The sequence below is a fragment of the Bradyrhizobium roseum genome (assembly GCF_030413175.1).
GTDB classification, from domain to species: Bacteria; Pseudomonadota; Alphaproteobacteria; order Rhizobiales; family Xanthobacteraceae; genus Bradyrhizobium; species Bradyrhizobium roseum.
This window is the reverse complement of the sequence record NZ_CP129212.1, coordinates 4,761,752-4,777,454: the sequence shown is the minus strand read 5'-3', so window position 1 is coordinate 4,777,454 and position 15,703 is coordinate 4,761,752. Positions and strand designations below refer to the sequence as shown.

The 15,703-nt window shown below is 56.9% G+C and carries 6 protein-coding genes; 5 read left to right on the top strand and 1 reads right to left on the bottom strand.

What is annotated here, in order from left to right:
* Window positions 1–32 precede the first annotated feature (32 nt).
* Entirely contained in the window at window positions 33–1,334 is a 1,302-nt protein-coding gene (locus QUH67_RS22735) for a hypothetical protein (RefSeq protein ID WP_300941406.1), read from the top strand.
* A 16-nt stretch (window positions 1,335–1,350) separates the two neighbouring features.
* Window positions 1,351–2,190, top strand: a complete 840-nt coding sequence (locus QUH67_RS22730; protein WP_300941405.1) for a 4'-phosphopantetheinyl transferase family protein — start codon at window positions 1,351–1,353, stop codon at window positions 2,188–2,190.
* Between the two features lie 135 nt (window positions 2,191–2,325).
* On the opposite strand, the gene QUH67_RS22725 is transcribed toward QUH67_RS22730, so the two are convergent.
* Complete coding sequence (locus QUH67_RS22725) at window positions 2,326–2,547, bottom strand: MbtH family protein (RefSeq protein WP_300941403.1); 222 nt, start codon at window positions 2,545–2,547, stop codon at window positions 2,326–2,328.
* A gap of 147 nt (window positions 2,548–2,694) precedes the next feature.
* Here QUH67_RS22725 and QUH67_RS22720 point away from each other — a divergent pair, with 147 nt between their 5' ends.
* The 3 genes from QUH67_RS22720 to QUH67_RS22710 all read left to right on the top strand — a co-directional run bounded on the left by QUH67_RS22720 (window position 2,695) and on the right by QUH67_RS22710 (window position 15,698).
* Window positions 2,695–5,013 carry a penicillin acylase family protein gene (locus tag QUH67_RS22720; protein WP_300941401.1) on the top strand — a complete coding sequence of 773 codons (2,319 nt, stop codon included), beginning with the start codon at window positions 2,695–2,697 and terminating at the stop codon, window positions 5,011–5,013.
* Between the two features lie 105 nt (window positions 5,014–5,118).
* Complete coding sequence (locus QUH67_RS22715) at window positions 5,119–7,359, top strand: AMP-binding protein (protein ID WP_300941399.1); 2,241 nt, start codon at window positions 5,119–5,121, stop codon at window positions 7,357–7,359.
* Window positions 7,360–7,361: 2 nt separating this feature from the next.
* Window positions 7,362–15,698, top strand: coding sequence for a non-ribosomal peptide synthetase (locus QUH67_RS22710; protein WP_300941397.1), 8,337 nt, complete (start codon window positions 7,362–7,364; stop codon window positions 15,696–15,698).
* The last annotated feature ends 5 nt before the right edge of the window (window positions 15,699–15,703 follow it).

Below are 15,703 nucleotides of genomic sequence, written 5' to 3'. Positions count from 1 at the left end.
CAGCATCGTTAGCTCGCGCCAGGCATCATCCAATGAACCTGCAATCTCACATCGGCCGTGATGTCGACACTGATCTCGCGATGCAGCGAGAACCCACCAGCGGCGTATTATCGATCTATCGGGCGATATTCAGCGTGGAGGAGATCGCAACAGACGTAACGTTGAAGTGGCTCTCGGGAGCAATCTTGCTCGGTTTCCTGGTCACGTTTTCGACCTGGATGAACTCGGCGCTCACGACGGTGCAGGCTGTGAAAAACAGCACCTATTTGTGCTGGCCGTTCTTTCAGAGCTGCAAAAATCTAATCTTCCTGTCCAGCTTTCCGGAGGGATATTCGCAGGCTGTATTCTACATGATCCTGTTCGGATTAATCGCAAGCGCGAGCTATGCGATATATCTCGGACGATGGATGTATGTTCATCTTGCGATACTGTTTTTATTCTTCGCCAAAATCTACCTTCTTCTCATTTCTTACGGTTTTAAGGGAAACTACGAATACTATCACAATTTCTTTTGCTTCACGTTTCTCTTTTGCGCAAACAAGAAGTTCTTCGCGCAGTTAGGCTTGGTGTTTTTCTACTTTCTATCAACGGCGGGAAAGATTCATCCAAGTTGGCTGTTAGGCCAATACTTCACCGCGCTGAAAGAGGGCCTCCCGATATTTCCATTCGGTACCGAAGCCCTTATGACCAACCTCGTTATCGCTATGGAAATGGTGGGCTGCTGGTTCCTGTTCAGCCGAAATCCCCTTATTCAACGATCTGTGTTCGCCTTCTTTGTCGCCTTTCATCTCTACTCCGGAACGTTGGTGGGGTATCGCTATCCCTCGATCGTCATGCCGCCACTACTAATCTTGTTCGGGCCTTGGTTTCAGGCCCCGGAACGCGTACCGGTCGACCGGCGTTCTGCGCCTGGATGGCTTTCGATGATTTGCCTCGTCGTCTTGCAGCTGATCCCGCATATGATCAGGGGGGACGAGAAGCTCACCTTGGAAGGAAACTTCTATGGACTCTATATGTTCGAGGCGAACCATCAGTGTTACGGCAGCATTTCTCGGGATGGCAAGCCGGTCTTGACGTTTGCGGAAGTTGACGCTGTTTCGCGCTGTGACCCATATGATCTCTGGTTCAGGGCGAAGCATCGGTACTGTGCTGGCTTGAGCGCCAAGTATGGGATGATTCTTAATCACAGCATTAATGGCGAGCCATTTCGAGAGATTGTAAACGAGCCCGATGTGTGCACGCTTGTGTACCACCCCTTCAGCCGAAATAGTTGGATTAAGGACGAAAAGGAGGCGCCGGCCGTCGCTCGTCCTGTCCAGAACTTCTTTAGGTAGAATGGGGGAGGCCGTCTTGTTTCGCCAGTCGTTTCGATCGATGCCAATAGTTGGCGGCGCAGATGGCATCCGTAAGCCGTTGATCGACCTGACACGGGACGAAATTCACCTGTGGCTCGCCAAAGATGAAATCGATTGTGAGCAAGCGATCGGTTATCGAAAATTGTTAAGTGCGGATGAAAGAGAACGGGAGCGGCGATTTCATTTCGAGAAGGATCGAGTCCGCTTTCTAATAACGCGCACGCTTGTTCGCACAGTATTGTCTCGATATGAGCCCGTTGACCCGAGAGACTGGGTGTTCACAGCCAACGCCTACGGATGTCCGCAGATTGACGTGTTAAGGATGGGGGGGGCGGATATTGGCTTTAATATTTCTCATACCGCTGGTCTGGTTGTGCTGGGCGTGACCAGAGGCCGCGCAGTCGGCGTCGATGTGGAAAAAATGTGTGCGCGCACGAACCCATTAGAGACGGCGCATGCCTTCTCCGCGATGGAACTCGATTGCCTTTCGAGACTGCCGGCGGAACAGCGGCTAGATCGCTTCTTCGAGTATTGGACCTTCAAGGAGTCCTACATCAAGGCTCGCGGGATGGGCGTCTCGATACCTCTGGATAAGGTTAGCGTTCGGCTCGATCGAGACGGTTTGGTCGACTTTGAAGTAGCGCCGGAGCTGGATGATGATCCGCGGCGTTGGCAATTTTGGCAGTTTCGTCCGGGGCGGGCGCACATTCTCGCGCTTTGCGCCGAACGGGTCCCGAACGGGCTGTCCGCAATTCTAATAAGGAGAATGGTTTCAATAGGCCGTGAGGAAGACGTGCCGATTCAATTCAGCCGCGCCTCGCAGCAGCACGCCTGACTGCGTAGCGCGCTTGTATCTCTCCTGCTTTGCGGATGCTGCACCGCAAAGCCTTGTAGTCTCGCAGCGGATATCGGCATCGGCCTGCGTCAGCCAGGTCCCCGCATGATCCGAGACTTGAGAGGGACCGAGACACTAATTCTGAGTTGCCGCGTCCATCTGCTGTCGCAAGCTGAGTGGCCGCATGTCGATCCAAACTTCCTTGATGTGATCCAGGCACTGCTGCCTGTTCGCTTTTTCTCCGACCGTAGACCATCCTCTCGGGACCTCGCGATCGGCGCGCCAGATCGAATACTGTTGTTCGCCGTTCATGACTACGTAGTAGAGCGTTCCAGCATTCTCATTGTCGTCGTACATTTCCTCGCCGCTCCTCTTTTGGAAGTGATCTTGAAGCGCTCTTCGAAATCAAGATTAGTTGTCTTAAGGGTGCCGTGCAAGTACGACGATTTATAAACAACGGATGGGTTGTGACCTCAGAAGCAGCGTCATTGAGGAGGCTAGACGATGGCGTTGATCATTCGCGCGACGATCTATGGTGTGATCCTCATACTGCTGGCATCTCTGGGATTGCTGGGTGGTGCTTGGCTGTGGCTGCGAACGGCGGTGCCAGAGCGGTCGATTTCACTGGTAGGACCACAATCAAGGGCGCCCATTCTCATTACACGGGATAGCGCCGGTCTTCCGACGATAGACGCCACAACGGATGCCGATGCGGCGTTCGCATTGGGGTATATCCATGCGCAGGATCGAATGTTCCAGATGGATCTCATGCGCCGCTATGGGGCAGGGCGTCTTTCCGAATGGTTCGGTCGTCCGACGCTCGGCAGTGATCGCTTTATGCGCACGCTTGGCATCGGTTCGCTGGTTGAGAAACAGTATCAACGTCTCTCGGCGCCCGTCCGAGGGTTGTTACGAAGTTATGCCGAGGGCGTGAACGCATATTCGTCAGGATTTCACGCTCTCCCGCCCGAGTACTACGTGCTCAACACCGGATTTGAGCCATGGCGCCCGGAAGATAGCTTGATTTGGGCAAAGATAATTGACCTCGAATTGACTGGAAACTTCAAGGAAGAACTCCTGCACGCGCAGCTGTTAAAGCGAGTCTCGCCGCAGGAACTCGGTGTACTGTTTCCGACGTATCCGTCGACGGCCCCGATTGTGGTTCAGCAAACAAGGGCCGACCTGGAGAACCTTCCCCTCAATGAGATATACGCAAGCCTACCCGCGCGGATTGGCCCCTTTGAGGCCTCAAACAATTGGGTGATCTCGGGTAGCCGCTCGTCATCCGGAAAGCCGCTGCTTGCCAATGATCCCCATTTGGGCTTTTCGATACCCAGCGCTTGGTATCTTGCTCGATTGAGAACACCATCAGATATATTGACCGGTGCGAGCGCGCCGGGCACCCCGTTTATCCTTATCGGACATAACGCCCGGATTGCGTGGGGCATTACAGCCACACGTAGCGATGTCGAAGACATCTTTATTGAGAAGATCGACAGCGATAACCCGAAGCAATACCTTACGCCCGATGGGTCCCGGCCGTTCGAGCTTCGCGAGGAAATAATCGCCATAAAGGGAGAACCGTCAGCCGCAATGACGGTGCGTCAGACCCGGCACGGGCCAGTCATATCCGACCTTGCGGCTTTCGCCAGGCATGTCCCGTCAACGGGCTTCGTTCTCTCGCTGCAAACGACATGGCTGACGAGCGATGACACATCCCCCGAAGCCGCGTGGGAACTGAGCCGTGCCCGCGATTGGGAAGAATTCCGGAGCGCACTCCGGAAACTGACCGCCCCACAACAGAATTTCGTCTACGCCGATGTCGAGGGGAATATCGGCTTCATCGCACCCGCCAAAATACCGCGACGTCGGAAGGGGAATGGCTGGTTGCCCGTTCCAGGATGGGAAGGCCAGTACGACTGGGAAGACAATGTTCCTTTCGACGAGCTACCCGCGAAGTTCAATCCGCCAAATGGTGCAATTGCCACCGCCAACAACAAATTGACGGATGTTCCGTTTCTCGCGCGTGACTGGATCCCGCCATATCGAGCCGAACGCATCATGGAACTGCTTGACCGATCCGACCGCTTCTCGATCGGCGATATGGCGGAGATGCAATTCGATACGGTGTCGCTAGCTGCTCGACAATTGGTGCCTCTCTTGCCTACAGCAAGGCTGAAGCAAGCCCGCTCTCGAGTACTTGCCGAACAGGTAAAGCATTGGGACGGTCGCATGGATAGCGACAAAATCGAGCCCCTGATCTTTTCGGCATGGCTTAGGGAGCTGACGAGGTCATTGCTGCTCCCGAAGCTCGGTCCAATGTATCCCGATTATGCGGGGTTCCATCCGCACGTCGTTCACCTCATTGTGACGCAGCACCCCGACTGGTGCGATGATCCCGCAACGAGCGAAGCGGAAACTTGCGACGATCAGATGGCGCGATCGTTTGACCGTGCGTTGGCGCAGCTTGAGAAGGGGCGGAGCGACGCGAATGATATCGGCCGCTGGGGCGACCATCACAAGGCGGTCTATTCGCACCCGTTGTGGTCCCATGTGCCTGTCATCGCTGATATCCTGGGGTACCGGATCCCGGCTTCCGGAAGTACGGACACCATAAACAACGCCGTTGTATCCTTCCGAAACGAACGGGCTGCGTTTCAAAGCGTTTTCGGCTCGACGCTACGAATGATCGTGGACCTCGCCGATCTTGACCAGACAAGGTTCATGATTGTGCCGGGGCAGTCCGGAAACCCGATATCAAAGCACTACAACGATCGGGTTGCTGACTGGCAGCAACGAAGGTGGCTGCAATTTCAGAAGTAGCGAGACAATCACGAAATGATGCGCGCGCCGGCGCTGTTCATCGACATGCTTTCAACACATCGATGCAACCTGAGGGTGAATCGTTTCTAGTGCTGAATCGAGCGCTTGACTCTCTCATCGTTTCGGCGAAACTTCGATACAACGCAACTTAAGCGGAATGACGACGAAGGTGATCAATTCCTTGATCGCATCAACGTCGTACTGGTGGTTTGCATGATCTGCGGCGTCGACGCTCATCGAACAATCGCCAGCATGCTTCGCTATCGCTCATCGTGCCAACCGAATCACATCGCGTATCGCTTTCTCGCGGACGATGGAGTCGGCTGTGCGGCGGTTACTTATCGAGAGCTCGATGAAGCGGCTCAACGGGTTGCGGCATGGGTGCAGTCGTCAAACACTTCGGGCATGCCGATTCCGTTGATATTCTCGGCGGGGCTGGAGTTCATTTCTGCCTTCTACGGCTGCCTTTATGCTGAAAACTGCGTTGTTCCACTCAGTCTTCCAGGTGTTGCAGAAGGCGCAAGTCGAATCCGCGCGGCGCTGGACGAGGTTCGTCCGTCGGTGGTTCTCGTCGCCAGCAAGGTGAGGGAGCGCCTTCATCGAGAGCTCGCAGATGAATCCGGGAAGCCGGTATTTGATTTGGTTCCATTCGGAGAGGCAGCTGATTGTAGTGCGCGATGGCGGGAACCTCGGTTCGACGGGGGTGGTCTGGCTCTTTTACAGTTCACGTCTGGATCGGTTGCATCTCCCAGGGGCGTTAAGATCTCGCACCGTAATCTGCTGCATAACATTGGCTTGATGTCGAAAGCTTCGCACGCTGGTGCGGATAGCATCGGGGTGAGTTGGCTGCCTCATTTCCACGATATGGGCTTGATTGGCGGGATATTGATGCCGATGTATGCCGGCTTCCCGGTTACGTTGATGTCGCCATCGTCGTTTGTTCGTCGGCCGATCCGGTGGCTGGAAACAATCTCGAAAACGCAAGCGACGATCAGTGGCGCGCCGAATTTCGGCTATGAGCATTGTCTTCGGGAAATCAGGCGCGAAGACCTCCACTCGCTTGATTTGTCGTCGTGGCGTACCGCGTTTTCCGGCGCGGAGCCCGTTCGCCCGGCCACGATGGCGCGGTTTTCCGAGAAATTCGCTGGCGCAGGCTTCCGCAAGGAAGCGCTGTTTCCATGTTACGGCCTGGCTGAAGCCACCCTCATGGTTAGTGGGCAACATTGGAGCGATGCGAGTGAGCAGAAATTCTCGCGATCGTCCCTGCAAGACGGAGTTGCGCGAGTTGTTAAGGACGATAGCGATTGCACGGCGTTGGTGTCATCGGGACCGGTTCTGGAGGGGCACCGCGTGCTCATCGTCGATCCCAAGACGGGGAGCGTGTGCAGGGACGGCGACGTCGGCGAGGTGTGGATCGATAGCGAAAGCGTAGGAGAGGGGTATTGGAACCGCCCGGACGAGAGCATCGAGACGTTCCAAGCCCGGCCAAGCGGGGCGGATGAAGGGTTTTTCCTGAAAACCGGTGATCTCGGATTCATATGGCGTGGCGAGCTGTTCATCGCCGGCAGGCAGAAGGATCTTTTGATCATCCGCGGTGTGAACTTCTACCCGCAGGATATCGAGCGCGCCATCGAGGCAGCCGTTCCAACGTTGCGTGCAGGCTTTGGCGCCGCATTTACGGTCGAGTGCGATCGAGAAGAAAAACTCGTGATCGTCTATGAACTGGACAAGGCGTCGCGAGAGCCGAACGGAGAGTTCGATTGTATCGGCGCGACGCTCGCCCGGCGATTTGGACTGCAGGTGCACGCCATCGCGCTGATCAAGCGGAACAGGATCCCGAGAACGACCAGCGGAAAGATCAAGCGGCAGAAGTGCAGGTCGGACTTCGTAGATGGCAAGCTTCCGATCATCGCCGAGTGGAGGAATCCTGCCGAACGAGAGCGAGTAGAAGTCAGCATGTCCCTCTGGGATATCGATCCGTCTGAGGCTGCCGAAGAAAAGAAGGTTGGCGCGGTTCTCAGGGAGCATATAGCCGGGTTGCTCGGGATCGAGGCCGACACAATCTCCGACGGAAAATCGGTCTACGATCTTGGAATCGATTCACTCTCGGCTGCACAATTACAGAACAAGATTGAGCAGAGTCTGAAGGTCAGGCTCGATGTGGCGGATCTGCTGGTTGCCGGAACGATAAGAGAAATCGTCCTCGTACTGGTTGAAAAGATGAACGACACGACACGGCGGAAGTCTGCCGATCTCGTCGATGGGATGTTCGAGCGGGTTTTGAACCTGCCGGACGATGAGGTCGCGCGTCTGCTGTCGTTGGAGGAAGGCGCAGTTCGGGGGTAGCCGTGAACAAGCGACAGGATTTCGGCATCCTCTCGGACGAGAGGAGGAGGCTTCTCGAAAGCCTACTGAGAAAGCAGGGCATAGATCCGGTCTCGCTGCCGATCATGCGGCAACAGAGAGGCCAGAGCGTCCCCGCGGCATGTGCACAGCAGGGGCTCCTGTTTACGGCAGAACTGGTCGACGGTAACCCGGCCTACAATATCGGTGCCCTTGCCCGGCTTAGTGGATCGCTGAATCCGACCGATCTGCAGAGAAGCCTTCAGGAGGTTGTACGTCGGCACGAGGCGCTGCGGACGCATTTCGAGATAATAAGTGGGCAAGGCATTCAGGTGATCGATGCCCTCGATGCGTTTCAGCTTAAGCGGTTGGACCTGTCTGGGGTCGATGAGCGCAGGTGGGACGACGAAGTTCGCCGCCTGGCGCGAGAGGATGTTTCGCGTGCTTTCGACCTGTCACGGGGTCCGTTGTTTCGGGCAACGCTGATCCAGCTCAGTCGTAAAGATCACGCGTTGTTGGTGACAATGCATCACATCGTCTCGGATGGCTGGTCGATTGGGCTGTTAGTCCAGGAGGTCGCAACGCTTTACGAGGCATATAGCCAAGGTCAACTGTCGCCACTAACGGAGCTTACGATCCAGTATGCGGACTATGCAGTCTGGCAGCAAGGCTGGCTGAAGCACGGTTCGTTTGAGAAGCAAATTGGTTATTGGAAAACGCGACTGCAGGGTGCGCCGGTTGCGCTTGATTTGCCGACAGATCGTGTAAGGCCGGCGGTTGCAAGTTTTGCCGGAGATACGGCCAACTTTGCGCTGCCGCGGAAGCTATCGACGGAACTGGTCGAGCTGGCCCGTCGTGAAGAGGTCACGTTGTACATGGTGCTTCTGGCGGCGTATCAGCTGTTGCTGAAGCGTTACAGCGGACAGGACGATATAGTTGTGGGGTCTCCGATTGCGGGGCGGTCGCGCCCGGAACTCCAGCAACTGATAGGCTACTTCGTCAACATGCTGGCGATGCGGACGGATCTGGCTGGGGATCCTCCGTTCAGCGAACTTCTTAAACGGGTGAAGGACGTCGCGCTTGGTGCCTACTCACATCAGGATCTTCCCTTTGAGAAGCTTGTCGAAGAACTGCACCCGGTTCGTGATCTGAGTCGCCAGCCGGTTTTTCAGGTGTTGTTCGCGCTTCAGCCCGGTATGGTGCCGGTCAATGCCTTTGCCGGACTTCAGCTCACGCGCTACGAAGAGATAAAGGCGTCGTCAAAGTATGACCTATCGCTATATCTGACGGCAAATGACGGGGTCATTGAAGGACACTTCGAATATTCGAAGGACCTATTCGACCGCAGCACGATCGAGCGGATGGCAGGCCATTTCGGGGTTCTGCTTGAGGGCATCGTTGCCCAGCCCGAGGCGCGGTTATCCGAGCTTCCACTGCTGGGTGCCGCGGAGCGACGACAGCTAATCCAGGACTGGAACGCAACGCAGGCCGCGCTTTCGTGTGGGGAAACCCTGCCTGAACGGTTTGCCGGGCAGGTTGCGCGGACGCCAGAGGCGGTGGCGGTTGTTTATGAAAATGATCGTCTGACCTACCGCGAGCTTGACCGGCGTTCGAACCAGCTGGCGCATCATTTGCGCGAGCTCGGTGTGGGGCCGGAAGTGGTTGTCGGGCTCTGTGTTGAACGTTCGCTGGAGATGGTGGTTGCTCTGTTCGGAATCCTGAAAGCAGGGGGGGCGTATCTGCCTCTGGATCCAAGCTACCCGGTGGATCGCCTAGCCTACATGATGTCAGATGCAAAGACGCCGGTTGTCGTGACCCAGCGGCATCTGGCCGGGCGGTTGCCGGATCACGATGGTCGGACGGTGCAGATCGACGTCGAGTGGGAAACAATCGCGCAGTATCCCAACTCCGCGCCCCCGAACACCGCAGTTCCGGGTAATGCTGCCTACGTCATCTACACCTCGGGTTCAACGGGGAAGCCCAAAGGCGTTGTGGTGACACATGACGCCGTTGGCAATTTCCTGAACCACATGGCAGCAACGCCCGGCATTGATGCGTCCGACGTGCTGGCGGCGGTCACGCCGATCTCTTTCGATATCGCGGGGCTTGAAGTCTACCTTCCGCTTGTGGTGGGGGCTCGCGTCGTCATTATTTCGCGTCGGGTCAGCACCGACGGGGCGCTGCTGAAGGAGGCGCTTGGTGCCTCTGGTGCCACGATCTTGCAGGCAACCCCATCGACTTGGCGCTTGTTGATCGAAGCTGGTTGGGCCGCTGCACAGCCGCTCAAGGTCTTGTGCGGCGGCGAGGCGCTGCCGACCGACCTGGCCGGGTGTCTGATCGAACGCTCCACTTCGATCTGGAATCTTTACGGTCCCACCGAGACGACAATCTGGTCGACAGTAAGCCGCGTCGGTGTGAAAAACGGCGTCAGGATCGGCCGTCCGATATCAAACACGCAGCTCTATATACTCGACCAGCGCGGTCATGTTGTTCCCACCGGCGTTCCTGGCGAGCTTTATATCGGCGGAGCAGGACTCGCGCGAGGCTATTTTGGCCGCCCGGATCTGACGGCGGAGCGGTTTGTGCCGAGCCCGTTCGGAGCAGGCGAGCGGCTCTATCGTACCGGAGATCTCGTCCGCTATCTGGCCGATGGCGATCTCGAATATCTTGGTCGGCTCGATCATCAGGTGAAATTGCGCGGCTACAGGATCGAGCTCGGCGAGATCGAGGCCGCGCTTCTCGCGCATGAAGCTGTGGCGCAGGCGGTCGTCGTTGCGCATGAGGACAGCTCAGGTAACACGCGTCTCGTCGCTCATGTGGTGCCGCAGCAGATGCCACCGTCAGTGAAGCCCGCAATGCCCTTCGGCGTATTTTATTTCGCCGAAGGTGGCAGCGGCGATCAGGGATCGAATATCTATCGCTTGTATCTTGAAAGCGCCAGGCGCGCCGACGAACTAGGCCTTGCTGCGGTGTGGACGCCTGAACGGCATTTCACCACGGTTGCGGCGTCCTACCCGAACCCTTCTATTCTTGCCGCTGCGATCGCTGCGTCGACCAGCCGTGTGCAGTTGAGGGCAGGGAGCGTCGTTCTGCCGCTGCACGACCCCCTGCGTGTGGCAGAGGAATGGGCGGTGGTCGACAACCTCTCCGGCGGCCGGGTTGGAATTGCTTTTGCATCGGGCTGGCTGGCTGATGATTTCGTCTTTGCGCCGGAACGATACGACGATCGGACTCGGATCACCGCCGCCATGATTGCCGAAGTGCAACAGCTCTGGCGCGGCGAATCGATCACCCGGCGCAACGGCGCCGGAAAGTCGATCAACATTCGGACGCGGCCTCGTCCCGTCCAGAACCATCTGCCCACCTGGCTGACGACCTCCGGATCGAGCCGGAGCTTTGAGGCGGCCGGCGCTTTGGGTGTCAATGTGCTCACAGGCCTCCTGAATCAGTCGATCGAGGAGCTTGCGGAGAACATTACAAAGTATCGACAGAAGCTCGCATCCGAAGGGTTTGATTCTTCCAAATCTACCGTGACGGTGATGCTGCATACTTTCGTCACGCAGGACGAGCAGATTGCCTTGTCTCTCTCTCGTGAACCTCTGCGCAAATATCTGGCCTCGCACGCCCAACTGAGAGAACGGCTCCTTGGCGAGGGTGGTCTGGGCGCGGACGTTGGCGAGCTCGACAACAATCTCATGCTGGACGAACTGCTGAAGCGCTACGTTGGGCATATTTCCCTTCTCGGATCGCCGTCGAGCTGCGTCGGGCTCGTCGAGCGCCTCCACTCGATCGGCGTCAATGAAATAGCCTGTCTTATCGATTTTGGCATATCCGACGACGAAGTCCTCGACAATCTGGCCAACATCAAGCGGCTGCAGGATGTAAGCGATCTGCGCTTGCGACGGGCCGAATTGCAGGAAGGGCTCGGCCGGGTGCTGCCCGCCTATATGGTGCCCAATGACATTGTCGTGCTGGATCGGCTGCCGCTTACGGCAAACGGGAAGATTGACCGGCGAGAACTGTCAGCGCAGTTTGCCCCGCAGAAGGATCGTACCGCTTATGTCGCTCCTAGGACGATCACAGAGCAGAAGCTCGGTGAGATTTGGGCAGACGTCCTGAATCAGCCGACGCCCGGCATACTGGAGAACTTCTTCGAACTTGGCGGTCATTCACTGCAAGCGATCCGGCTCGTCGACCACATTCGAAAGAAAATGGGCGTGGACCTCTCGCTACGGCAATTGTTCGAGGCGCCGACGATCCAGTCACTTGCGCATCGCATCGACGAGTCGCCCGCAAGCGCCACGGTTCCGGACGCGTCGCAGATAATTCCTGACGAGACCGGCCGCTTCCTGCCGTTTCCGTTGACCGATATCCAACAGGCCTACTGGATCGGTCGCGGTGGTGCCTTTCCGCTCGGAAATATCGGCGCCCATAGCTATTTCGAGTTCGATGCGCGCGGTCTCGATGTTGATCGATTCCGCAGCGCTCTGATCCGTGTCATCGATCGGCACGACATGCTGCGCGCCGTAATTCTCCCGTCAGGTGAACAACAGGTTCTGCGGCAAGTTCCGCCATACAAAGTCGAGATCGATGATTTCAGGTGGCTGACCGAACAAGAGCGCGGCGGACGACTGGAGTCCTTGCGAGCGCAGATGTCCCATCAGCTGTTCGACGCTTCTCGATGGCCGCTATTTGAAATCCGGGCGGCGCATTTGCCGGGCGGCGTGGTCCGGGTATTCGTGAGCTTTGACATTCTCATAGGCGATGCCTGGAGCTTCGCCATCTTCAATCGCGATCTCAAGGAATTCTATGGTGATTCGGACAAGGAGATTAGTCGCCCGGCTTGCGGATTTCGGGATTATGTCCTGGCAAAACGCAGGCTCGAAATCTCTGACGCAACCGCTCGGGCGCGTCGATACTGGGATGAACGGCTAGACAATTTTCCACCGGCCCCGAACCTGCCGCTGACCCAGGATGTCCGGCGCGTCGGCAGACCTGAATTCGTGCGGCTTTCAAGAACGTTCGCCGCGAAGGACTGGCAAGCGCTGCAGATGCACGCCAAGGCCGCATCGGTCACCCCGGCGACTGTATTGCTTACGAGGTTTTCCGATGTCCTGGCACTATTCAGCGGGCAGTCTCATTTTGCCATCAACATGATCCTGTTCGATCGCAAGCCGCTTCATTCTGCCGTCGCCGAAATCATCGGCGATTTCACATCCATGAACCTGCTGGAAGTGAGGCATTCAGACTCGATGATATTTGCATCGCGAGCCCGCGCATTGCAGGAGCAGTTGTGGAGGGACCTGGACCACAGCGCGGTCAGCGGTGTGCAGGTCCTTCGCATGCTTGCCCAACGGATGGGTAAACCGGTCCTGATGCCGGTTGTATTCACTAGCCTGCTCGGTGCCGACGGGAACCGCGCCGAAGAGCTTCTGGCTTCTTCCGAACAGACGTTCAACCTGACGCAGACACCGCAGGTGATGCTGGATTGCCAGGTATCGGAGCACAACGGCGAGCTTATTATTGCTTGGGACTTCGTGACGTCACTGTTTCCGACGGGCATGATTGAAGCGATGCTGGATGTCTACTGGAGATCCTTGACGGGCCTCGCGTCGAGCGCGGATCAATGGCAACAAGCCGATCCCTTGAGGCTGCCAGAGGAGCAGATCACGAGGCGGGCGGCGGTCAATGCAACGGAAAAGCCGATCCCACGGTTGGTCTTGCACGATAAATTCCTTGAGCACGTCAGGTTGCAGCCGCAGGCCATTGCCCTTCAAGCCGAAGAGCGACAGATGACCTATGCCGAGCTGGAACGTGAGTCGCGCTCCTTGGCGGCCCGTCTGGTTAAAAAGGGAACTCGGTCCAATACTCTTGTCGCAATCGCAATGGAAAAGGGATGGGAGCAACTCGTTGCAGTCCTTGCGATACTACGTGCAGGAGCCGCCTACCTTCCCGTCGATCCTCATCTGCCGGAGACACGAATCGGATTTCTGCTCGCCAATGGCGAGGTCAGGACGGTTCTTACCCAATCGTGGATTGCAGATCGGATCCGTTGGCCAGACGATGTGACACTGTTTGTCGTTACGGAAACTGACGGCAGCGAAATTGAATGTCGTCTTCCAGAGGTAGGCCCGTCGGACGTCGCCTATGTGATCTACACTTCTGGCTCGACGGGGAATCCGAAGGGCGTCGTTATCGAACATCAGGCCGCGCTCAACACGGTTCTCGATGTCAATCAGCGCTGCGGCATAAATGCAGACGACAAGGTATTTGCGCTCTCCTCGTTGAGCTTTGATCTTTCCGTCTACGATATCTTTGGTCCGCTTTCCGCGGGTGCTGTGGTGGTCCTGCCGGGCAGGTTGGCGACGATGGATTCCGGTCTTTGGCTAGACACTGTAGCATTATCGGAAGTAACGGTTTGGAATTCGGTACCAGCGCTGCTCGATCTGCTTGTGGAAGAGGCGATTGACCGGAAGGTTCGGCTGCCGAACCTGCGCTTGGCGATGCTGAGCGGAGACTGGATATCGCTTGAGTTGCCGGCGAAAGCCAGACGCGTTGCGCCAACCCTGGCCGTGTTTGCTATGGGCGGCGCGACTGAAGCCGCGATCTGGTCGAACTACAGATGGGTTGACGAGATTGATCCAGGCTGGTCCAGCATCCCCTACGGCTACCCTCTCGCCAATCAGTTCTATGAGGTTCTTAATGAGGCTTTTGAGCCGTGTCCGAATTGGGTGGAAGGAGATCTCTATATCGGCGGGCGCGGTCTTGCGAGAGGCTATTGGAGCGACGTCGAGCGAACCGCCCAGAGCTTCATCGTGCATCCTCGAACGGGGAATCGGCTCTACCGGACTGGAGATCGCGGGAGATATCTTCCGAATGGCGAGATCGAATTTCTTGGCCGTCGAGATTTGCAGGTCAAAGTCCAAGGACATCGCATAGAACTGTCCGAAGTCGAGCAGGCAATGTTGCGCCATCCTGAAGTACGGGCTGCTGTTGTGCAGATGCAAGGCGAAAGGTTCGGCACAAAGCGGCTGCTCGCCTATGTCGTTGCACCCCGCGAGTTCGAGGTGGATACGCTTCGAGCGTTTGTTTCCGGGAAACTTCCTGACTACATGGTTCCAGCCGTGTTCATCCGCCTGGACCACCTTCCGCTATCGCCGAATGGAAAGGTCGACCGCATGGCACTTCCGGAAATCCTCCCAGCTTCGCTTAGCGATGATCAGGCATCCGCGCCTCGCGATGAGATCGAGCGGTTCATCTCGGCGGTGTGGGGTGAAGTACTCGAAATTGAAGCGCCGAGCATTCACAGCAATTTCTTCGAGCTAGGCGGGCAATCTATCTCGCTGATGCACATCCGCCGGATCCTGCAATCGAAGTTCAACCGCGAGATCCCTGCTGCTGTTTTCTTCGAACGTCCAACGATATCGGCGCTGGCTGAATTCTTCCGGGGGGGCAACGGCGGAGGCGACCTTCGTCAGAGCCAGTCGCGTGGTGAAATTCGACGCAAGCGGATTCTTCGAAAAGGCCAGATCGAAGCTTCTGTTGTAGCTAAGGTGAGCCCCGCAAGCGAGGAGTACGCTGATCTTCTGGCAAGAGTCTATCAATCGCCGAATTCCTGGCGGGCCCATGTCCAGCGCGATGCCATCCTGCCGTCGCTGAGTGACGACCTCGCACGTGAAGAGTTCAAGAGCAGGCGAGCAGGTATTCGGACAGGAATTTCAGAATCCACGATAGATCTGCCGGATATTATTGGTCCTGACGCGGTGACGTTGGGTCGAAGACGCAGTGCGCGAGATTTTCGGGAATCGACGATTGAAGTCGCCGAGCTAGCGCAATTACTGGGTAATTTGCGTAGTGTGGGCACGAACGGTACGGTGAAGTACCGCTATGCGTCGGCTGGCGGGCTCTATCCTGTGCAGCTGTATCTGGGAATTCACAAAGCTGGCGAGCAAAGAGGACGTGTGCGGCTTGGCAGTGGCAGCTACTACTACAATCCGGATCGGCACGCATTGCAATTGATCAGCGAGTTGGAGCCTTCCACGTCATTGATGCACTTGCCGATTAATCGACCCGTTTTCAACAAGGCGTCGTTCTCTCTTTTCCTTATCGGCGATCAAGGGGCGATCGCTCCGGTCTATGGTGGAGAGGGTTTGCGGTTTGCATTGATCGAAGCTGGCATGATCTGCCAGTTGCTCGACGACGCGGCGGGCAGTTGCGGCATTGGTTTATGTCATGTGGGCGGGGTCGATTTCGAACCTTACCGGCAGCAGTTCCAGCTTGGGCCGCAGCACGTTCTGCTTCACGCCTATCTCGGTGGGGCGCACAAGGCAGAGTCTCAGTAGCTTGG